This is a genomic window from Vibrio sp. 10N.222.49.A3, assembly GCF_041475145.1.
GTDB lineage: Bacteria > Pseudomonadota > Gammaproteobacteria > Enterobacterales > Vibrionaceae > Vibrio > Vibrio tasmaniensis_A.
The window spans coordinates 24,890-45,090 of record NZ_JBFRVM010000003.1 but is presented as its reverse complement, the minus strand read 5'-3'; the positions used below and the strand labels follow the sequence as shown (position 1 = coordinate 45,090).

General features: G+C 44.4%; 13 protein-coding genes. 4 read left to right on the top strand and 9 right to left on the bottom strand.

What is annotated here, in order from left to right:
- Nucleotides 1-19: 19 nt before the first annotated feature.
- From AB4589_RS00260 to AB4589_RS00235, 6 genes are all read right to left on the bottom strand, one after another.
- The gene (locus AB4589_RS00260) at nucleotides 20-2,134 is read right to left on the bottom strand and encodes a type I secretion system permease/ATPase (protein ID WP_009846012.1); all 2,115 of its coding nucleotides are present in this window, start codon (nucleotides 2,132-2,134) and stop codon (nucleotides 20-22) included.
- 17 nt (nucleotides 2,135-2,151) lie between these two features.
- Nucleotides 2,152-4,062, bottom strand: a complete 1,911-nt coding sequence (locus tag AB4589_RS00255; protein ID WP_372099069.1) for a LapD/MoxY N-terminal periplasmic domain-containing protein — start codon at nucleotides 4,060-4,062, stop codon at nucleotides 2,152-2,154.
- Nucleotides 4,063-4,067: 5 nt separating this feature from the next.
- On the bottom strand, nucleotides 4,068-4,736 hold the full coding sequence (locus tag AB4589_RS00250; protein ID WP_012600028.1) for a transglutaminase-like cysteine peptidase: 669 nt from the start codon (nucleotides 4,734-4,736) through the stop codon (nucleotides 4,068-4,070).
- Between the two features lie 59 nt (nucleotides 4,737-4,795).
- On the bottom strand, nucleotides 4,796-6,187 hold the full coding sequence (locus AB4589_RS00245) for an HlyD family type I secretion periplasmic adaptor subunit (RefSeq protein ID WP_009846009.1): 1,392 nt from the start codon (nucleotides 6,185-6,187) through the stop codon (nucleotides 4,796-4,798).
- Nucleotides 6,188-6,299: 112 nt separating this feature from the next.
- Complete coding sequence (locus AB4589_RS00240) at nucleotides 6,300-7,604, bottom strand: sigma-54-dependent transcriptional regulator (RefSeq protein ID WP_372099080.1); 1,305 nt, start codon at nucleotides 7,602-7,604, stop codon at nucleotides 6,300-6,302.
- Nucleotides 7,605-7,704: 100 nt separating this feature from the next.
- Nucleotides 7,705-9,603 (bottom strand): ATP-binding protein, encoded by a 1,899-nt coding sequence (locus AB4589_RS00235; RefSeq protein ID WP_372099068.1) that lies wholly within the window; start codon nucleotides 9,601-9,603, stop codon nucleotides 7,705-7,707.
- 190 nt (nucleotides 9,604-9,793) lie between these two features.
- Between AB4589_RS00235 and pdxH the strand changes: the two genes are divergently transcribed.
- Nucleotides 9,794-10,429: a pyridoxamine 5'-phosphate oxidase gene (pdxH, locus tag AB4589_RS00230; RefSeq protein ID WP_372099067.1), complete on the top strand. Its 636-nt coding sequence runs from the start codon at nucleotides 9,794-9,796 to the stop codon at nucleotides 10,427-10,429.
- Nucleotides 10,430-10,548: 119 nt separating this feature from the next.
- Here the strand turns inward: pdxH and AB4589_RS00225 are convergent, their stop codons facing one another.
- From AB4589_RS00225 to AB4589_RS00215, 3 genes are all read right to left on the bottom strand, one after another.
- On the bottom strand, nucleotides 10,549-11,331 hold the full coding sequence (locus AB4589_RS00225) for a PAS domain-containing protein (RefSeq protein WP_372099066.1): 783 nt from the start codon (nucleotides 11,329-11,331) through the stop codon (nucleotides 10,549-10,551).
- A gap of 376 nt (nucleotides 11,332-11,707) precedes the next feature.
- Nucleotides 11,708-13,537 (bottom strand): SUMF1/EgtB/PvdO family nonheme iron enzyme, encoded by a 1,830-nt coding sequence (locus AB4589_RS00220; RefSeq protein WP_372099065.1) that lies wholly within the window; start codon nucleotides 13,535-13,537, stop codon nucleotides 11,708-11,710.
- Nucleotides 13,538-13,694: 157 nt separating this feature from the next.
- The gene (locus AB4589_RS00215; RefSeq protein ID WP_009846003.1) at nucleotides 13,695-14,804 is read right to left on the bottom strand and encodes a PEGA domain-containing protein; all 1,110 of its coding nucleotides are present in this window, start codon (nucleotides 14,802-14,804) and stop codon (nucleotides 13,695-13,697) included.
- Between the two features lie 498 nt (nucleotides 14,805-15,302).
- Between AB4589_RS00215 and AB4589_RS00210 the strand changes: the two genes are divergently transcribed.
- The 3 genes from AB4589_RS00210 to AB4589_RS00200 all read left to right on the top strand — a co-directional run bounded on the left by AB4589_RS00210 (nucleotide 15,303) and on the right by AB4589_RS00200 (nucleotide 20,180).
- Nucleotides 15,303-16,127, top strand: a complete 825-nt coding sequence (locus AB4589_RS00210; protein WP_012600035.1) for an AraC family transcriptional regulator — start codon at nucleotides 15,303-15,305, stop codon at nucleotides 16,125-16,127.
- A gap of 181 nt (nucleotides 16,128-16,308) precedes the next feature.
- Nucleotides 16,309-19,464: a bifunctional proline dehydrogenase/L-glutamate gamma-semialdehyde dehydrogenase PutA gene (putA, locus tag AB4589_RS00205; protein ID WP_372099064.1), complete on the top strand. Its 3,156-nt coding sequence runs from the start codon at nucleotides 16,309-16,311 to the stop codon at nucleotides 19,462-19,464.
- An 11-nt stretch (nucleotides 19,465-19,475) separates the two neighbouring features.
- Complete coding sequence (locus AB4589_RS00200) at nucleotides 19,476-20,180, top strand: 1-pyrroline-5-carboxylate dehydrogenase (RefSeq protein WP_017102250.1); 705 nt, start codon at nucleotides 19,476-19,478, stop codon at nucleotides 20,178-20,180.
- The last annotated feature ends 21 nt before the right edge of the window (nucleotides 20,181-20,201 follow it).

Sequence of the window (20,201 nt, the reverse complement as noted above, 5' to 3'; positions counted from 1 at the left end):
TTTAAGTCACATGAGCGCTTTAACTTGCCGCTTTTACCTTTCCTTGCTTCAAGTCTGACAGAACTTGTGATTTTGGTCCGTCGGCAATAATGCTGCCTTTCTCCATCACAATCACTCTATCCACGATATCCAACATCGACGTTTTGTGGGTGATAAGAATCAAAGTCTCACTAGGTAACAGCTGGCTCAGCTGATGCTTAATGTGCATCTCTGAACGGTTATCCATAGCACTGGTAGGTTCGTCCATCAACAATACAGGAGGGCGCCCTAGGAAGGCTCTAGCTATGGCTATCGACTGACGTTGACCTCCTGAGAGTAAACCACCACCTTCACCGACTTGGCGTTCTAAGCCTGCGGGATCTTGCTGAGTAAAAGCGGTAACACCTGCACGGTTGGCTGCATCCATGACATCACGATCGTCAACCAACGGGCGTCCCAAGGTAATGTTGTCTCTTACCGTGCCATAGAATAGATTACTGTCCTGCGGCACACAGCCTATATTGCGTCGTACGTCGACATGGTGAAGTTGTTCCATATCGGTGTCATCAATGCGTACATGACCTTCTGTGGGCTTATACAGGCCCATAATCAGGCGTTCAAGTGTGCTTTTACCTGAACCAATTCGCCCAATAATCGCGACCTTTTCACCTGGACTAATATTAAGAGTCAGGTCTCTTATAGACGCGATTGGCGAATCAGGGTAATGGAATGTTACTTTATCAAGCGCGATATGCCCTTGAATAATCGGACGGTGGATGTATCGCTTACCTTCCTCTTGTTCACTGGGCATCGACATGACTTGTTCAATCAAGGTCATTGATGACTTCGCTTGGTTATAACGCGTAGAAAGCAATGATAACTGGACAAGAGGACCAATTGCTCTACCACTCAACATAGTAGCGGCAATCAAGCCACCCATTGTAAGAGTGCCTTCTGCCATTAGGTACACACCAAAAATAATCATTCCCACATTGGTACTTTGTTGAACAAAGCCAGCAGTATTTTGGATGCTATCGGTAATACGACGACTCTTGATATTCCAGTTCGCCATGTGCGCAACAGCTTCTTCCCAGCGGAATTGGAACTGGCTTTGAGCGCTGAATAGCTTAACGGTTTCTAGCCCCGCTAAACTCTCAATTAAGTTTGCGTACTTCTGAGAAGCAAGGCGAGAGCCTTCTTCAATGGTACGACGCAGCGGGCCTTGTATTAACAACGCATAGATGATCAGTATTACCACGCCAACGACAGGAACAAACACAAGGTTGCCAGCCATTAACCAAATTAACGCCAGGAACATAAGAGCGAATGGCAAATCGATTAATGAGCCTATTGTTGCCGAAGTAAAGAACTCACGGATTGACTCGAATTCTTGCAGATTTTTAGCAAAAGCACCGACAGAAGCAGGCTTCGCTTCCATGCGAATCCCGAGCACCTTACTGAACAACTTAGATGAAATCAGGATATCGGATTTCTTACCCGCAACGTCAATAAAGTAGCTTCGCATTAACTTTAAAAGCAAGTCAAAGAGGAAGACGACAAAAATACCACTCGCGAGTACCCATAGCGTCTCAAACGCAAGGTTTGGTACCACTTTGTCGTACACCAAACGAGTAAACATTGGAGCTGCAATAGCGAAAAGGTTGATTAGAATTGATGCGATCAGCACATCTCGATAGATTTTTTTAGATTGCCAAATTGTGCTCCAAAACCAGTGACCTTCGCGCGTTTTTAAAATTTCTGGCGAGCGTTCATCATAACGGAATTGTTTTTTTACTAAGAAGTAACGGCCGATGAATTGCTCTTTTAACTCTTCTATTGGGATGACGATTGGCATCATCCCACTTTCCGTTGTGATGATTTCGGCTTCTTGCTTCTCAATATCGATACTATTAAGAACGCAAGCCTCACCTTGCTTGAGTAACAATACGGCTGGCAGAATTAAGTGAGGGATGTTTTCTAGATCGGAACGGTTTTCTTTGGCCACTAACCCCGCACGCTCTGCAGAGCGAGGGAAAAGGAAAGGGGTTAGCTTTCCATCTGAGAGTGGTAGCCCATTGATCAACGCTTCGGGCGAGTTAGCTAACCCGTAATACCGACTAACGTAGATCAGTGAGTTTAATAGTGGATCTTGCATGCGATATAACCTTACAACTATTTATCAACAATGAAGCCTTGGAACACTTCTACGTAGTTATCAGACAAAATATCTAACTGAGTCTGAGTTTCAATTCGTGACGCAATAGTCGTCACACCAAGGTTATGAGCCGTTCTTGAGATAGACGTTAACGTAAATTTCTGTTTTTCGTCATCAAGGTTATGAGTAAATAGGTAATCCAGCTTCACATAGCTAGGGCGGTACTCGTTGATATAATCGAGCGATTGGAAGTTGCGTCCATAGTTATCAACACCAAACACCGCATCAGCGTTGCGAATGGTGTTACACAATAGTGCTGTGTAGTGAGGAACATTGACGAAACAGTTTTCTGGAATTTCAAAATGCAACAGATGAGCGATTGACGCATTTTTCTCAAGAGACTTTCCGATCCAACGGATGAAGCTTGGCTGAGAAATACTGCTTGGCGAGATATTGATAGCAACGGGGCTAGTAAGCTCTTTTGCATTCAGTTTATCAATCATCTTCTCGATAACGTATTGATCGAGGATGTGGCTCATTTCAAGCTGTTCTAATGCGTATAAGTATTGGTTGGCACCGTAACGAACCCCCTCTTTCTCAATCGCAGAGAACACTTCTTGGTGATAGGTTTTGCCAAAACTATTATTTGCAGCTTGGAAGCGGAAAGTTACTAGGTCATTGATGATTGCTTCTTCGACCAACATGCGCCATTGCTGTTTACCCATTACAGCGCCATGGTCGTCAGCAGTTACGTAACCGTAAGCGAGCTCACGGTTAGCTTTCGCGCTAGACAGTGCGTTATCGACCAAAGACATGATTTCAGTACTGGTTTTACGTTTCTTGCTGTATGTCACACCGAGAGCTATGTGTGGATTTGCCATACCTGTTGGATCTGAACCTAGATTTTGAATGCAGTTTACGATGCTGCTCGCGACGAGTTTCAGTTCATTTTCATCAATGTTCGGCATAATGAAGCCAAACTCATCACTAGAAATACGAGCGATAGTAATATCTGGAGATGAAATAGAAGCCTGTAGATGTTCAGCTAATTGGTGAACTAAGGCATCGCCTTCTTGATAGCCTTTGTCATCATATTCTTCACTAATAAATTCGGCTTTTAGCACCGCCAGACCACCTAAACTAGACTCTTCTAACCACTGAGTTAGTTGAGACATGTAGTAAGCACGGTTACCTAACTGAGATACAGGATCGATATACGCGCGTTCACGAAGTCGTTGCGCTTCTTGTGCTTGGCTCTTAAATGCAAGTTCAACTTGAGTCGACATGTGGTTAATACCGTCGACGACTAAGATGAGGTCTTTTGTTTTAGGGCGAACCAGAGGCTCACCGAACTGATTTTTGGCGATTTGATCCATTTTTTTTATGATTAATGACAGCGGACGTAGTGCTCGTTGGAGTATCCATGAAATCGAGATCAAACCCAGTAAGAAAATCGCTCCAAAGAAGGTCACTAGCCGTGTAAATGCCTCCCAAAGCTGAGTATAGGCTGGGCCTGGGTGGCTCACTATCTCAACTTCAGCAAGTTGCATCCAACCACTAGTAATCACGCGGCGATCATGAATCGGTTTAAACAAATTCAGGTTGGTAAACCATTGTGGGACACCACTTGGTTTCACAGGGTATGAACGAAGAATATCATCTCCTGTGTCTAAAAAAATCAATCGTACGACAGAGTAAGAACTACCATCAAACAGTGCGTTGATAACAGACTCTACAGCCACTTGATCCTTTTCTTCGAGGTAAGGGGCGAGCGCCAGTCCAACAGTATTAATGGTATTATTTACTTCAGAGCGTTGCTGCTCTTCTAAGTAGTCACGGGTGGTATTGAATTCGATCATAAAAACTGAGGTCATCAGTAATATGAAAACCGCAACCATTCCGACCACAAGCTGTTTATATAAAGTCATTGTACCTACTCATCGTAATTGATAATGGGTTTGTTTAATTTTAGAGAGCGCTCACGCGAACGTAAGTCGTTCCATAAGCTCAATCTTGAAGATTTTCCTGATAACTTGCCGCTGCCTGCCGCCGACTTGATTAACCATAGGTTTTTACCATTGAAGCTGTATATCGGTCGTAGATCTCTGCGCTTGGAGCCGCGTTTTATTTCAGGGTTTAAGTTGTCTAAAATTAGTGGTTCTGCACTGGGTGTAGAGTAGTAAGCCAACACCATATGGAATTGGTTTAACTCAAGTGCTTTTACATACACTAATCGTAATTTCTTATCTGGGACGCCGAGTTCAAGTAAAGAGAAGTATTTTGCGATAGTGAAATCTTCACAGTCACCCGCGTTACTGCCCAAAAATTCCAGCGGTGTCGCCCAGTAGTCATTCTTTCCCCAAAGTATACTGTCATCGACAAAGTACATTTGGTTGAAGAACCGGTTTACCGAATCGAGTTTTTCTTTTTCACTTAACCCTGCGTACGACGTCATATTCGAGCGCCATGTCGATACTCGTTTCCCTGCTCTTTCTCCGTAGGTTACAGAGACTGCGTCTATCCACCTTTGGTCACTCTTGTTCAGTGCTCCGGAAGTAAAAGAGGTAAGGAACAGTAGCAATAACGAAAACCGAGATTTCATTGCCGCTGCTCTTGTTTTTTCACTGCATGTAGGAAGACGTTCTCAAGCATTAACCGTCCTTACTCTTTTAGTGCGTTGTTTTGAGCACTCAAAATTGGCTTCAACATATATTCAAGCACGGTTCTTTTACCCGTAATGATATCGACAGAAGCGGTCATACCGGGAATGATAGGCAGCTCTTCATTAGCCCCAAAACTGTACTTCTCGGTACGAACACGCACGATGTAAAAACTGTTACCTTCTTCATCTTGAGTGGTGTCAGCACTGATGTGTTCTAACACACCTACTAAACCACCGTATTTAGTAAAGTCATAGGCACTGAATTTAACCACAGCGCTCAATTCTGGACGGAGGAATGCGATATCTTGTGGAGCAATTTTCGCCTCAACTAATAGGGAATCTTCAGTTGGTACAATCTCAACAATGTCCATACCCGGTTGGATAACACCGCCTACGGTATTAATACCAAGCGTTTTGACGGTTCCTGTTACTGGAGAAACTACTACAGTACGATTAACTCTGTCTTCAAGGCCAACCGCTGATTCCGTCATTGCAGAGAGCTTATCTTGTGCTTGGTTTAGCTTCTCTTGTTGTTCTGATCGGAAGTTCAATGCAGCATCGATACGACTGAGCATTGCTTCTTTGATTGCTGAACGTAGAAGAGGGATTTTGAGTTCGCTAGAGGTCATTTCTCGACGAGTGTCGTTAACTTGTCTTTGCAGCTTGAGCAGTTCAATTTTTGGCACCACCCCTTCATCAGCAAGAGGCTTGGTAATATCCAGCTCTTGGCGGGCAAAGTTGTAACTCTGTCTTAAATTCTGAACACGCGCTTTTATTTCAACTAGGTCTTGTTGCTTCTGTCCAACCTGTTGATCAAAAACGGAAAGTTGGTTCTTCAGGTTATTCAGATCTTGACGATATTCTGCTTTTTGGCGATTAACCAATTTGGGGTGAAGGTCGTAGAATAGTGGTGGGAAGGCGAGTTTACCATAATCGAGTAAGACACTTTTTTTCCACTCTTTTACTGAGAATTCTTCATTGATAACCACACTGGTCAGTGAGGCGGACAGCATGAGTACATTAGCCGTTAAGTTCGCAACTTGTTGCTCACGTTCACGAAAGTCAGAGCGGAATCGAGTGTCATCTATTAATAGTAATTGTTGCCCTTTTTGAACTCGTTGCCCTTCTTTGACTAAAATTTCTTTAACCAAACCACCTTCAAGGTTTTGCACCACCTGAATCTGAGAGGAAGGGATCACCTTGCCTTGGCCAACAGTCACTTTGTCGATTTCAGCCCAAGCAGACCAACCAATAGCAGCGACAAAAAACAGAACGATAACCCACAACATAATACGCGCACTGGTGGGCGTATTGAGGAGCAGTGCCGCTGTTTTGTCATCGACATACTCAAGTTCGGTCTCGTTCAATTTGCTGAAATTTTTCTGACTCATAACAGTCCTTGTTCGCTAAATAAAAGTGCAAGCTTTGTGAGTGTATTCTTACTTTTGATAAATGTTAAGGCTTTGCTCCTTTAAATCTTTGAATTTATATATTTTTTAACTCTTATTGTTTTTTGAAATCTGTTTTATCAAGTTGGTGTTTTCTCAGCTTGTCATAAAGCGTTTTTCGCGATACTTGCAGCTCTTGCTGTACCTCTTTTAAGCGCCCTTGATGACGATGTAGTGCCTCTATCAAGAGGATTTGCTCAAAGCTATCGGTTCGTTGGCTTAATGACAGTTGTTGCTCTTCTGTCTTTAGAACGATGTGGTCTTTATCGCTTTGCTCTTGATTATGATTAGGCTCTGGTTCAAGCGATTCCAGCTTGGGTTTAGTCAACACTCTGAGTTCTGCATGTTGGCGAAGCTGTCGAATATTTTCACTCCAGTGAGTGGCGATCAATCGTTGAACCTCTTTTTCTGTAATCACCGGTGGGGGTAACTGGTATCGACTTGCCGCACCACGAGCAAAATGTTTAAACAAAGAACCAATATCTTCTGTTCGTTGCGCTAGCGGTAGCAAATCAAATCGACGGAACTCACTTACCATTGTAGTAGGAAGTATTGTGGTTGCTAAAATGATACAAGTTGCACTGGTCTTGCATGAGTTTTCACGAAGTAGAGTGGGTTTTAGGTTCGCTAGCCACTGCCATTGGTCTTGAGTTAATGCTTCTGTTTCATGGATATAAAGTGTCCCACCCTGATGTTTCAAGAACAGTTGCAAAACAAACTGATGGAATGTCGCTTCGTCACTGCGTGGCAAATTAAACGCAGCAACAGGGCAAAGCTCTGCGGCTTGATGGCTGTGAAGATCGTGCGTGTACTGCGCCGTGACCCTTTTACCCGTTCCTAAATCGCCGACGAACAGTAGAAGTGGGTTAGTTTTGGTATCTAGAGAGATCAGTTCTCGGCGTAATGTCTGCATTGATGGCGATTGACCAATCAACTTTGGACCCACCTGATTCTGTACCGCCAACTCTTTACGTAATAGATTATTCTCTTCAACCAGTGCCAGCTTATCCGATGCTTTTTTTACTGCGGTCAGCAGGGCATCGACCACAAACGGTTTTTCCAAAAAATCATAAGCGCCAGCTTTCATTGCGGATACGGCTGTTTGCACGTCCCCATGGCCTGTCAGTACGATGATCTGAAAATGAGGGTTTTGATTCAGCAGCTTTTGTGTCAATTGAATACCATCCATCACTGGCATGTGAATATCGGTAATGACAATCCCAGCTTGCGTCACATCTATTCTCTTTAGTGCCTCAATGGCATTGGGGAAGCAGGTAATATCGATGCCTTCAATGAGCATGGCTTGTTCTACGGAGTCTCGAATGGCGGGTTCATCATCGACAAAATAGAGTTTAGGCAGAGGGTGCAAAAGTCGAATCCTTAACAGTATGTGAGGTTAGCTATGTGTGAAATTAGCAGTATGTAAAATTCATTTTCTAATCAACGATAACAACGGCACGTTAGCCCTTATCGTTATATAACGGGATGTTTAGCGAGAATACCATGCCTGAAGGCTCTAATCGGTTGGCGCTGATCGTGCCGTGATAAGCTTCAATAATCCGTTTCGATATTGAAAGCCCTAGCCCTAAGCCTTCCGGTTTAGTGGTAAAAAACGGGTTGAACAGCTGTTCTAGCTTATCGTCCGGCATGCCAATTCCGTTGTCCCAAATGATCAGCTGACAAGAGTTATGATGCAGTTGCCATTCGATGCCTATCTGTGGGCTGGCCGGTTGGTCAACGTTTTCCAGGTTTTGTTGCTCCTGCAAGATTTTCTGTTCAAGAACTTGTTGTTGAAGCGCTTGGGTCGCGTTGTGAATTAGATTCACCAGTACTTGCTCGAGTTCGGTTGGATGAATGGCAATATTAATGTGATTTGGCACCGTGCTTAGTCTTAGTGTAATGCCTTGCTTGATCATCAGCGCACTGAGAATACTGGTGGCGTTGTTGACCGCTTGGTGCAGGTTCGCGACATGATGTTCTTGTTTAGTGACCTTGCGAGTAAAGACTTTGAGTCGCGCTATGATGTCGGTAATGGTGTTGTTGAGGCCAATCATTTTCTCAAGATTGCTCTTCACTAAATCTGTCCGTTCCATTTCTAGCAGCTTTAAGCTGTTCTCGCTATAAGTTCGAAGTGCTGCAAGCGGTTGGTTGATTTCGTGGTTAATGCTGGCTGACAGCTCTCCGAGTACCGCTAATTTTGCTGTTTGGGTCAGCTCTTGTTCTGTCTGCTTCAGCTTTAACTGTGATGCTTGGTATTGAAAAATGGTTTGCTGAAGTTGTTGATTGGATTTCTTCAAATAGTGAGTACGTTTATCAACGGTTTGTTCTAGGTTTTGGTTGAGCCGGGTTAGCGCCACTTTCGCGACGTAAGTCTGTCGCCACGACCACGCGATGAGCATCACCAAGCTGTAAATCACCACGAAGATGACATCGATCTGCAGCACTTTAATAAGCTCTGCTTTGGCCTTTTTTAATGCGACAACTTGGTACTGATTGTTACTGAAGGTGGCGGGGTAAAGATTGAACGGCCCAAGTTTAAACAATCGGTTTGCCGTAAGTTCTTTTTGTACTCGATTTGGTTGAATGTTGTTGGGCTGATTAGCGTCGTTAACTTGTGGTTGATAGTTGGAAGAGCGAAAAGCTTCTATGATCGAAATTTCGCTTTGACCGTATTGGCGTTGCAGGGCGATATCGGTTTGTTGCTTCTGGCTTAACGGCAACAACGAGTGATAAAGCCACTGAGTTTGGCTCGAGAGAAAAACCACTTGGTTAGAGTCGAGTACCACAATCTCAAAATCATCGCTGGTTAGGATGTTTTCAAGGTTCTCTAGACTCACTTTAACGGTGATAACCCCAACAATGTCATTTTCTATATACAGGGGCGAAGACAAAAAGTAACCGCGTACGTTGGAGCGAGCCCCCAGTGCGACATAGTGTGTGCTGTTACCTTCAATCGCGGACGCAAAATAAGGACGAAACGAGAAGTTCTCACCCACGAAAGTACCGAGCTTCTGGTAATTACTGGAAGCGACCACAGTACCGCTCGGGTCATGAATATAGATGGTGTCAGCTTGGCTTTGATTAGACCATTCAAATAGCAATTGATTGAGCTGCGCAGCGGAAATCTTGTCTGTTTGTGGTGATGAGTCAAAATAAGAGAGCAGACGTGGGTCATGGCTGAGCAAATCAGGGATCTGTTTGAATTTATCCAGTTCAGAGTCGATTTGTAGGTTCGCTTTATTGGCTGCTTCGTTGAGCTTTTGAGTGACCACTTTTTCTTGAAATTGTACTGCCAAAAAATGAGTTGCGCTCAGCCCAATAGCCCCCAATAACAATGAGAATAAAACGAAGGGAGTCATTATGTTAAGCAGTATCTTAGTCACTAGGATCTCAGCATGTCATCGGTTTGTATAAAGATTATCAATATGATGGATAGAGTACCGAGATCTTGTTAACACAGAGCACCTTCTGTGAGACAAAACCATGGCTTAGACTTGTGTTTCAAAGGATTACAGCGCAGAATCAAAAAAAATTGAAAGGAGCAACCAAATGGAACTGACCGATATTCGTCGCGAATACGCTAAGGGTGGATTGAGACGTAAAGACTTAGCCGCAGACCCGATTGAGCAATTCAATCTATGGCTAGAGCAAGCTATTGAAGCTAAGTTGACGGACCCTACTGCCATGACAGTTGCTACGGTTGATGAAAATGGTCAGCCATTCCAGCGAATTGTTCTGCTAAAGAATGTTGATAAAGACGGCTTCGTTTTTTACACCAATTTAGGTAGCCGTAAAGCGCATCAGCTAGAGCGCAATAGCAAAATCAGTTTGCATTTCCCTTGGCACCCTCTTGAGCGACAAGTTCATATTACAGGCACGGCTGAAAAACTGACAGCAATGGAAAATATGAAGTACTTCTCGTCACGACCAAAAGAGAGCCAATTGGCCGCAATTGCAAGTAAGCAGAGTAGCCGTATCTCAGCTCGTGGCATTTTAGAAGGTAAGTATCTAGAGCTTAAACAGAAGTTCGCGAAAGGAGAGATTCCGGTGCCTTCTTTCTGGGGTGGCTTCCGTGTGCGCGTGGATAGCATTGAGTTTTGGCAGGGTGGAGAGCACCGCTTGCATGATCGCTTCTTGTTCTCACGCCAAGATAGCCGTTGGGATATCGACCGCCTAGCGCCTTAATTTTGCTTAACTGCTTAACTGCTTAACTGCTTAACTGCTTAACTGCTTAACTGATCCAAAAATACCGTTGATTAGACGTATCAACGGTATTTTTTGTCTGCATCTCATCAAACCAATATCTAGTCACTGTGCAGAACAACGGAGATCTGCTTTTTAAGCAGGGTTTCTGGGATCATAGAGCCTAGCCCCGAGTCCAACGCATACTCAATCAACTGGCTTTTACTGCGCGCATCAAATTTCTGTTTCAACCTGGCGACATGCCCTTCGACTGTTTTGATTGAAATGTTCAACGTAGACGCGATGTACTGTGGTTTCTTGCCGAATAGCAGCAAGAACAGCACTTCTGATTCTCGCGAAGTCAGTCGCTTTTTGAGCTTTGATATGCGTGGCTTTGATCCTGCAATGGACACTTGATTGTCTTTTTCGCAAGTTGCCTGACACACCCAATGGCCTACTTCTAAGATGGCGGTGTCGGTGAGTTCTTGACCATAAAAAATGGTGCCTTGAACTTCGCCATTCCCATCAAGCCAAGGGGTTTTAGTAAAAATATGGGCGTGCCAGCGTCCGTCTGGATAAGGGTGAATATCGAGGATTTTAAGAGTACTGCGTGTATCCATTACATGTTTGTCTTGAGCCCTGAAATCCTGCGCGCATTCGGTTGTTTGACTAGGCATATCGAAATCGGTTAAGCCCGTACAAGTTTCGTTGGGTTTTAAGCCAATTAATTGGTTGTAAGCAAGGTTGGCATACACGAAGACAGAGTCAGTATCTTTGCACCCCCAGCAACCTGGAAGTTGTTCAAATAAAGAACGATGTATGGAGTTGAGGGAATCCGGCAAGGTTTTATCTCGTAAGAGGAAGTATTGCAATGATATCAGTTTCTTATAGAGCTGCAATGACAATTAGAAGTCGAGTTATGCATCAAAAATGGAGCGTGATTAATGGTTGAACGGTATGTTGTTTAAGTGTGCCTTTATTGATCAATAGCTAAACAAAAAGGATGAGGAAAAAGCAAAAAAAAGCCAGCCTGAAGAAGGGCTGGCCAAAGACAAGATATACCTTGTCGACACGTAGAAGATTTCCAGTTTAATTTACGAGGGTCATGTAAATTAAGCTGAGGTATCAGATAGATACCCAGAGTGACTTACTACTCTATCGACGAATTTACTCCTAGGCGAGATCGAATATAAGGAGGGAATTCCCCTATAAACACTGACTCAACCTGATACTAGGAGAATCTAAGGTAAATATTTGAGGGCTTTGAGTAATACCAAGAGCTTATAGCTCTCGTAATACTCGGAATCCTAAGTAGTTAGCGGCAGTAGAAGGCGAAACGTACAGTTCAGCAAACACTTTTGCCTCTTCAGGAGAGAAGCTCCACGCGCCCCCCTTAGCGATGCCTTTTTGGGTTGCAGTCCATTCCCAAACGTTACCTACCATGTCGTAGAAACCCGTTGGCGTTGGCAAGAATGATTTTACAGGAGAAGTACTGACGTTTGACCACTGTGTACCAGACCAACCAGTATTAGCTCTACCTGAACGGAATTTGTTGCCCCACCAGAAGCTGGTATCTTGACCCGCTCTTGCCGCCGCTTCCCACTCTTGTTGTGTTGGTAGGCGGTAAGTAAAGCCTGTTTTTTTAGATAACCAACGTGTGTACGCTTTCGCATCGCTTTGGCTGACGCATACAACGGGTGAGTTATCAGCTTGCTTGAAACCAGGAGCTTTCCAGTCATTGTCTGACACAGTCGTGATTTCTGCATTCACGAAGGTATCACAAGTGTTCATCAGCTCTGCGTCTGTCTGGTAACCCGTATTTTTCACAAATGCTTTAAAATCTTGAACACGAGTTGGGGTTGCCGCTAATGCAAATGGCTGTTTGATCGTGACTTGCTCAGCGTTATTTTCACCGAGTAGGTAAGTCCCAGATCCAACCACAATCATTTCTGGACTTTGAGCACCATTGCCCATTGGGTCAGCAAACTTAGTCCCCACATTCAGTGAGTTCTGCTTCGCTTGTAATACTGCTCTTAGGTTGTGATCTCGGGCTATTTTCAGCTCTTGGTGGAAAGAAAGGTAACCTTCTTTCTCAATCGTAACCATGTGTTGCCCTGTAGGTAGCATCACTTCAACCGGTGTGCTGCCATAGTTCACACCATTGATAGAAACCTTGTCATTATATTGATTTGAACGAACCACCAAGTTAACCCAAGCAACTTCTTTTTGTTGATCATCGGCTTGCAGATCGCTCTGATCGAAACAGTTCGAGGATTTAATACCAAGTAGGCGGCAAGGGGTGTTCTTATCTGGACGAGTTTCTAAATTCGCGGTAATCACGGCTCGGTAACGGTTATCTTCGGAGAAGCCGGATGATTTCACGCTGTGTTGCAGAACGTGAATATTCAAAGATGCAGACGCTAGGTGTTCTTTTATTATTTTTGATTCTGTCGCGTTGTCTACAAGGCTATTTTGAAATTGTTTGACTGCTTTTTGAAGTGTCAAAGCCACCGTTTGGTCTGAACATTGAGCTAACGTCATGTCGCTGCTACAGCGGTTGGTAAAGCTAACGGTATGTTCTTGTGTTTGAGTAACCTCGCTTCTTAATCTCTCAGCTCTTGCTCTTAATTTGTCTTGATTCAAATGGGCGATAGACATTTCTACAGCCGATTTTTCGGCTTTGATGGCCTCTAGTTCCATCACTAAGCTTTGAAGCTTTTGCTCTGAATCCGAAATCGTAAGCTTGTGCTCTTTTACCGATTTCCAGGCATCTTGAAAGCGGTTTTGAGCTGGTGAGATATCGAAATCTGGCTCATCAATCATGCGAGTGTAATCTTGCTCTAGGCTAGTTTTCGCCGTTGCGAGTTTTTGCTCTGATTGAGCTAATAACTTGGCTTGACGTGCCATTTGCTCTGCTTGGTTGTCGACTTGATTTTGTTTGTCCGCCATCTTCTTCTCGATAGCCGTTAAACTGGCATGTTCTTCGAAAAGAGAGCTTTCAATGTCGATGACTGATGACGTGATTGCTGGAGATGTCGCTTCAGCGAAAACAGCAGGCGTCATTAAGCATGGAGCAAGTGCAAATAATAGAGTAGGAAAACCTTGGCGCATGTTGGGCTACTTCAGTCGTAATTTAGGTTAATTGAATATTCTAACGAAAACGCCATTTCGTTTGAAGCTACTTTCTATAACTACAACAAGATGGCGAGTATTCATTCAGCTTTGTGAAATAGGCACGGCTATTTATATCAGGCTTAGCTTTATATATTTAGATTTCATTTTCTTTACTAGGAAGGAGTTTCACCCAAATAGTATCGCTGCCGTTGATAGTCACTGTGCGGTTGTATGACTCGTAACCTTCTTTTGAAATGGTTACTTGATGACGACCGCTCGGTAGCGAAACCTCTAGGGGTGTGCTGCCGTATTTAATGCCGTTGATAGTGACTGAGTCATTGTACTGATCAGAACGTACCATCACGTTTGCCCACTGCTTGTCGCTCTTCTTTGTAACCTTAACGTCGCTGTCCGTTAAACAGTAGCGAGTTGAAACGTTCAATAAGTTACATGCTGCAATCGCTTCTGGTTTTGCTTGAAGTTGAGCTTGCATCTGCACAAAGTAAGAGTTGTTTCCAGAGAAACCGCTCTTGATTGCTTGGCTGTCTTGAACATGAATGTTCAATTGAACACCTTGTAAGTTTTGCTTCGCTAGCGTGCTTTCTGTGAGCTGTTCAAGTAATTTGCTCTTGAAGTTTTGTACTGCTTTCTGCTTCGTCAGGTGTTTACCTTGAGCAATACACTCACCCAGTGTCATTGTTGATGAACATGTGGTGGTGTAGCTCGTTTCAAGAACGGCACTTTCACGAAGTTCTGTTGCAATACGTTTAACGCGAGCTTCAACTTTTGATTCTTTCAAGTTAGCCAGCTCATTATTCAAACGAGCTTGCTTTTGCTTAATTTGAGAAAGGTAAATTTCGTTCTCATTCATCGCTTGCTGATTATCTAGCTGAGACGATTGATTCTCTTTAACCGCAGCCCAAGCATCTTGGTATCCTTTCTGAAAAGAAACCAGATCCGTTTCTGGATCGTCAAGTAAGCGACTGTATTGTTTGTCGAGTACAGATTTAGCTCGGTTACGTTTTGCCTTTAACTCTTCACCTTCACGTAACAACTTACTGTTCTGGTTTTGAAGTTGTTTTAAGGTCTCAGTTGCCGATACTTTGGTCGCTGAAATACGCTCAATATCTGAGTTTTTCTCTGTTAGCTTTGCATCGATAGCTGAAACGGGATCGACTTGATTCAGTTCTTCAGCTGATAACGATGCAGATACCCAAAGTGGGGATAGCGCAAGTAAAAGCGCTGAAATTCGAAAGTTAGTCATAGGTCCCTGCAACTTGTATATTTAAAATTGGCTCGTTAATAAAGTGTCTACTTCCTAGTTGTCAGTCACTAGTTATTAGCAATTAACACAGTACCCGTCTTTATACCGTTTTATTGCCCTCCAATCTACTCAAAAGCTAAGTTTCGGTACTTCGGATACACTTTTTACATATTTACACCGAAATAATTGAGCTATATAAGAAAATATTGTCGTTATGGTGTAGTCATTTGGTTTCCATTTGTGACTTGCTTTGACTTTTGGTGTTCAGATTTATTTGCTCTTGGAACAAGGAAGAGTGGCCTAAAGATTGGAAGGTTGACTTTACAAAGCCCGTAGTTTGGGCTCACTTGATCATACTTCCGGAGACATGATCACGTGGTTATCAATAATGATCTTTCTTTGAAGAAGAGAAAACATCTCTCATGATCATTTACAAATTCATCTTCTGCAGATTTCAGAGTATTATTCTTATCATGTCGACCTAAGTACTTTGCTGTCATGCCAAAACCTTTACCCTTTCCAAACCTAGACTTGTCTCCGCTAGGGCTTACAGGCCCCCGACCAGCGGAAATCATAACTTTGCCTTCGCATATGGACTGTCACGATCATCATTATTCGCAGGTGGTGATTGGTTTAAAAGGTCAGGCTGAATTTGAAGTGAGCGGTAAAGGTAATCTTGTCGGCCCAGGTCAAGGTTGTGTGGTAACGGCGAGCTCTGATCATGCTTTCGGTGGTGTGGTTGGCCAGTCGGACATCCTAGTACTCAATATGCCAGTGCCAACGGATGATGACCCTCTGATGCTAGAGAAGATCAATCAGTTAGAATCATCGAACGTCTACTTCCAATTAGACGCGCAAATTCAAAAGCTTATCCATATGTTGGTGCAAGAAATGCAGGCGAGTCCTAATGATCTGCTACTAAGCCGAGCCTGTAATGACACAGTGATCGCGCTGATGCAAAGACACATCTCGGCATTCGAAACCTCAATCAAAGATTCACGCTTTGATCTTGAAGCGTTGGATCGCTACATAGAACAGCATTTAGCAAATAAGATCTCCGTCGCGCAGCTTGCGGGTAGTGTGTTCTTGGGTGAAAGCCAGTTCCACATGCTATTCAAAGATCAAATGGGTATTACTCCGCATCAGTACGTGTTAGGTAAGCGTATCGACCGATCTCGTCGTTTAATCGAACAAGGTAACCTCAGCCTCGGTCAGGTCGCTGAACTGGCTGGTTTCTCCGGTCAATCTTCCTTTACTCACACCTTTTCACGCCTTCAAGGCATGTCACCATCTCAATACAAAAAGAAAATTTCTGTTAAATAGTGAAACAAAACGGCATATTATTTTAAAGTTTCATATGTGACCTTGTGTTTGTTTTGTTAATAAAGCGAGTTTTTAGCAAAAAACTCGGAGTTTTTGACAAGTAATCCTTATATACTCTAAATACACTGCAGCCATTGTAGAGATCCCGGGCTAATTCCGGGTGTGAGATTAAGGAAAACGCATGTTTACAGCTACTGATGTGTTAAAGCCAGAATTCAACGAGCAGTCGCTTGCTGATCTATGGTCGCTTATCTCACCATTATATATGGTGGATGAAACCCAATGGCTAGAGCAACTTCTGCCGCTAGCTACCCCTTCTGAGTCAGAAAAGCAGCAGATCACAGACAAAACGACATCATTGATCGAAGCTATCCGTGCGGATAAGACTTCTATCCAGATGATCGATGCATTGTTGCTTGAATACAGCTTAGATACTCAAGAGGGCATCTTGCTAATGTGTCTGGCGGAAGCCTTGATGCGTATTCCTGATTCAGCAACCGCTGATGCTCTGATTCGTGACAAATTAAGCGTTGCGGATTGGAAATCTCACCTAAAGAATTCAGACTCAGTATTTGTTAACGCATCCACTTGGGGATTAATGCTAACAGGTAAGGTGGTTGGACTTTCATCTAAAGAGCAGAGTGCAGGTCAAGCGGTTAACCGTTTAGTGAACAAGCTTTCTGAGCCGGTAATTCGCAAAGCGATGCACCAGGCAATGAAGGTGATGGGTCACCAATTTGTTCTTGGCCGCAGCATTGCTGAAGCGCAGAAGAACGGTAAGTCTATGCGTGACAAAGGTTTTACCTATTCATACGACATGCTAGGTGAAGCGGCACTGACTACAGCTGACGCAAACAAATACTTCAAAGATTACCTAATGGCGATTGAAGCCGTAGGTCGAGACAACTATGTTTCTCCAGAATCGAAGGTCTCTTCAAAATCGAGCCCTGCGCCATCGGTATCTATCAAGCTTTCTGCGCTTCACCCACGTTATGAAGTGGCGAACGAAGACCGCGTATTGACTGAACTTTGCGACACGCTAGAGCAGCTATTGCGCCGTGCAGTAGAGCTCGATGTTGCGATTACGATTGATGCGGAAGAAGCGGATCGCCTAGAGCTTTCTCTTAAATTATTCGAAAAACTGTACCGCACTGATCTTGTGAAAGGTTGGGGTAAATTTGGTTTGGTTATTCAAGCTTACTCAAAACGTGCACTACCGGTTCTGGTTTGGCTAAACCGCTTAGCGAAAGAGCAGGGTGATTTGATCCCGCTTCGCTTGGTGAAAGGCGCGTACTGGGACAGCGAAATCAAATGGTCGCAACAAGCTGGCTTTACTGATTACCCAGTTTACACACGTAAAGAAGCGACAGACGTAGCTTACCTTGCTTGTGCGCGTTACCTATTGAGCCCAAGTGTTCGCGGCAATATCTTCCCGCAGTTTGCGAGCCACAATGCTCATACGGTTTCTGCTATTGCTGTCATGACCGACCATAAAGACTTTGAATTCCAACGCTTACACGGCATGGGTGATTCTCTGTACAACCATGCGATGGAAGCTTACCAACAGTCGGTACGTATCTACGCACCGGTTGGCAGCCATAAAGATCTACTGCCATACCTAGTACGTCGCTTGCTAGAAAACGGCGCAAACAGCTCGTTTGTCCACCGCCTAGTTGATGCGCGTTGCCCTGTGGCAGAGCTGACTCAACACCCTGTCGATATGCTTCTGGCGTTCGATACATTGCACAACACTAAGATTCCTCTGCCTCCAGCGGTTTTCCCTGAGCGTAAGAACTCTTACGGTGTGAACATTGATATTGAAAGCGAAGCGCATCAGTTTGAAGAGCAAGTAAAAGGCTTCTTAAACAATCAATGGACTGCGGGCCCTGTGATCAACGGTGAATCTCTTGTCGAAAGCATGATCAAGGTTGATCAGAACGTTGAGCAAGTAACCGCACCTTACGATCGTCGTATTAATGTCGGTCAGGTGGCTTTCGCTAACCTTGATCATGTTTCCGCAGCGATCACTGGCGCAGATGCAGCATTTGCTGATTGGAACGCAACTTCAGTTGAAACCAAAGCGGCGGCGCTTGATAAGTTGGCTGACCTGATGGAAGACAACCTTGCTGAGCTGGTGGCAATTTGTCATCAAGAAGCAGGTAAGACGATTCACGACAGCGTTGATGAAGTGCGTGAAGCGGTCGACTTCTGTCGTTACTACGCAAAACAAGCGGATAACCTACAAGGTTTCGAACTAAAAGGTTTTGATGGCCAAACTCGAATCGCTTCACGACAAGGTCGTGGTGTGTTCGTTTGTATTAGCCCTTGGAACTTCCCTCTCGCCATCTTCCTTGGCCAAATTACAGCAGCTTTGGTTGCGGGTAACACGGTTGTGGCTAAGCCAGCGGAGCAAACAAGCTTGATTGCAGCTCGCGCAGTGGAACTGATGAATGAAGCGGGTTTCCCTGCTGGTACCATTCAGTTACTACCGGGTCGTGGCGCTGAGATCGGCAGTGCACTAACAAGCCATGATGCGATTGCGGGCGTTGCCTTTACGGGTTCTACGCCAACGGCACAGCGTATCAATGTGTCATTAGCTACTCGTAACGCTAAGCCAGTTCCGTTTATTGCGGAAACAGGTGGCCAAAACGCGATGATCGTCGACAGTACTGCACTGCCTGAACAGGTAGTTCGTGATGTGATTCGTTCAGCATTCGCTTCAGCAGGTCAGCGTTGTTCTGCACTACGTGTGCTTTACATCCAAGAAGACATTGCAGACCGCGTGGTTGGATTGATTCACGGTGCAATGGACGAGCTGAGTGTTGGCATTCCACACCTTCATAAAACCGATGTTGGCCCTGTTATCGACCAAAACGCAAAACAGAAGCTAATGGCGCACTTAGAAAACATGACCAATACCCAGAAGAAGGTGGCTCAACTTTCTCTAGGTAGTGATTGTGAACATGGTGATTTTGTTCCACCAAGTGCTTTTGAAATTGATGACATCAACTGCTTGAAAGAAGAACAGTTTGGCCCAGTGCTACACATTGTTCGCTTCAAAGCGAGTGAGCTAGCGCAAGTGGTAGACCAAATCAACCAAACGGGCTTTGGCTTAACCATGGGTATCCACAGCCGTAACGAGACAACTTACCGTTGGATCGAAAAACACGTTCGTGTGGGTAACTGCTACATCAACCGTGACCAAGTGGGCGCCGTTGTTGGTGTTCAACCATTTGGTGGTCAAGGCTTGTCAGGTACTGGCCCTAAAGCGGGTGGTCCTCACTACCTATATCGCTTTACTGATGTTCATTTCTCTCAATCACAAGACAAGGCATAAGGAGCATTATCATGGTTCATCAAGTGACAGGTTTTTCTGATGCTTTGCTAGCGTGGGAACAATGGAATCTTACCGATTTTGATTACAAGAGTGCTCAGGTACTTGCGCTTAAATCAGAGATCGAAAGTCAATCTGCGCCTTTGGCGATGGTGGCGACTTATCATCTAGAGCAAGCGTCTGCACTGCTTTCTGAACATCACCTAATGGCAGGTCCTACGGGCGAAACCAATGAGCTATATGCCGCAGGTCGCGGTGTGGCTTTGGTGATTGTTGATGATTGCGAAGTGAAAGTGCCAGCGCTGCAAACTGCAATGGCTTTGATTACTGCTGCGCTATTGGCAGGTAACAGCGTCCAATTGTGCAGTGATGATGTGCAGTTCAATACCTTAGTTGCAGACGCAGCTAAGTCGGCGAACTTGCCAACTAACTTGGTGCAAGTTGCCTCGTATGACGCTGCTCAACAGTTGTTGTCTTGCGATGTACGTAGCGTGGGTTACGTAGGTAACTCGCAAACGGCACAAGCTATCAATTTACAGCTTGCTAAGCGTGACGGTGCAATCGTCGGTTTAGTAGCTGAAACGGATCTGGCGACAATGAATGTTGCTAATGATCCACACCTATCGCTGCGCTTCATTACCGAGCGTACGCGAACTATAAATATAACAGCCGTGGGCGGTAACGCGACCTTGCTCGAACTTGGAAGCGAAGCTCACTAACCTTCAGTAAAATTGGCTCTA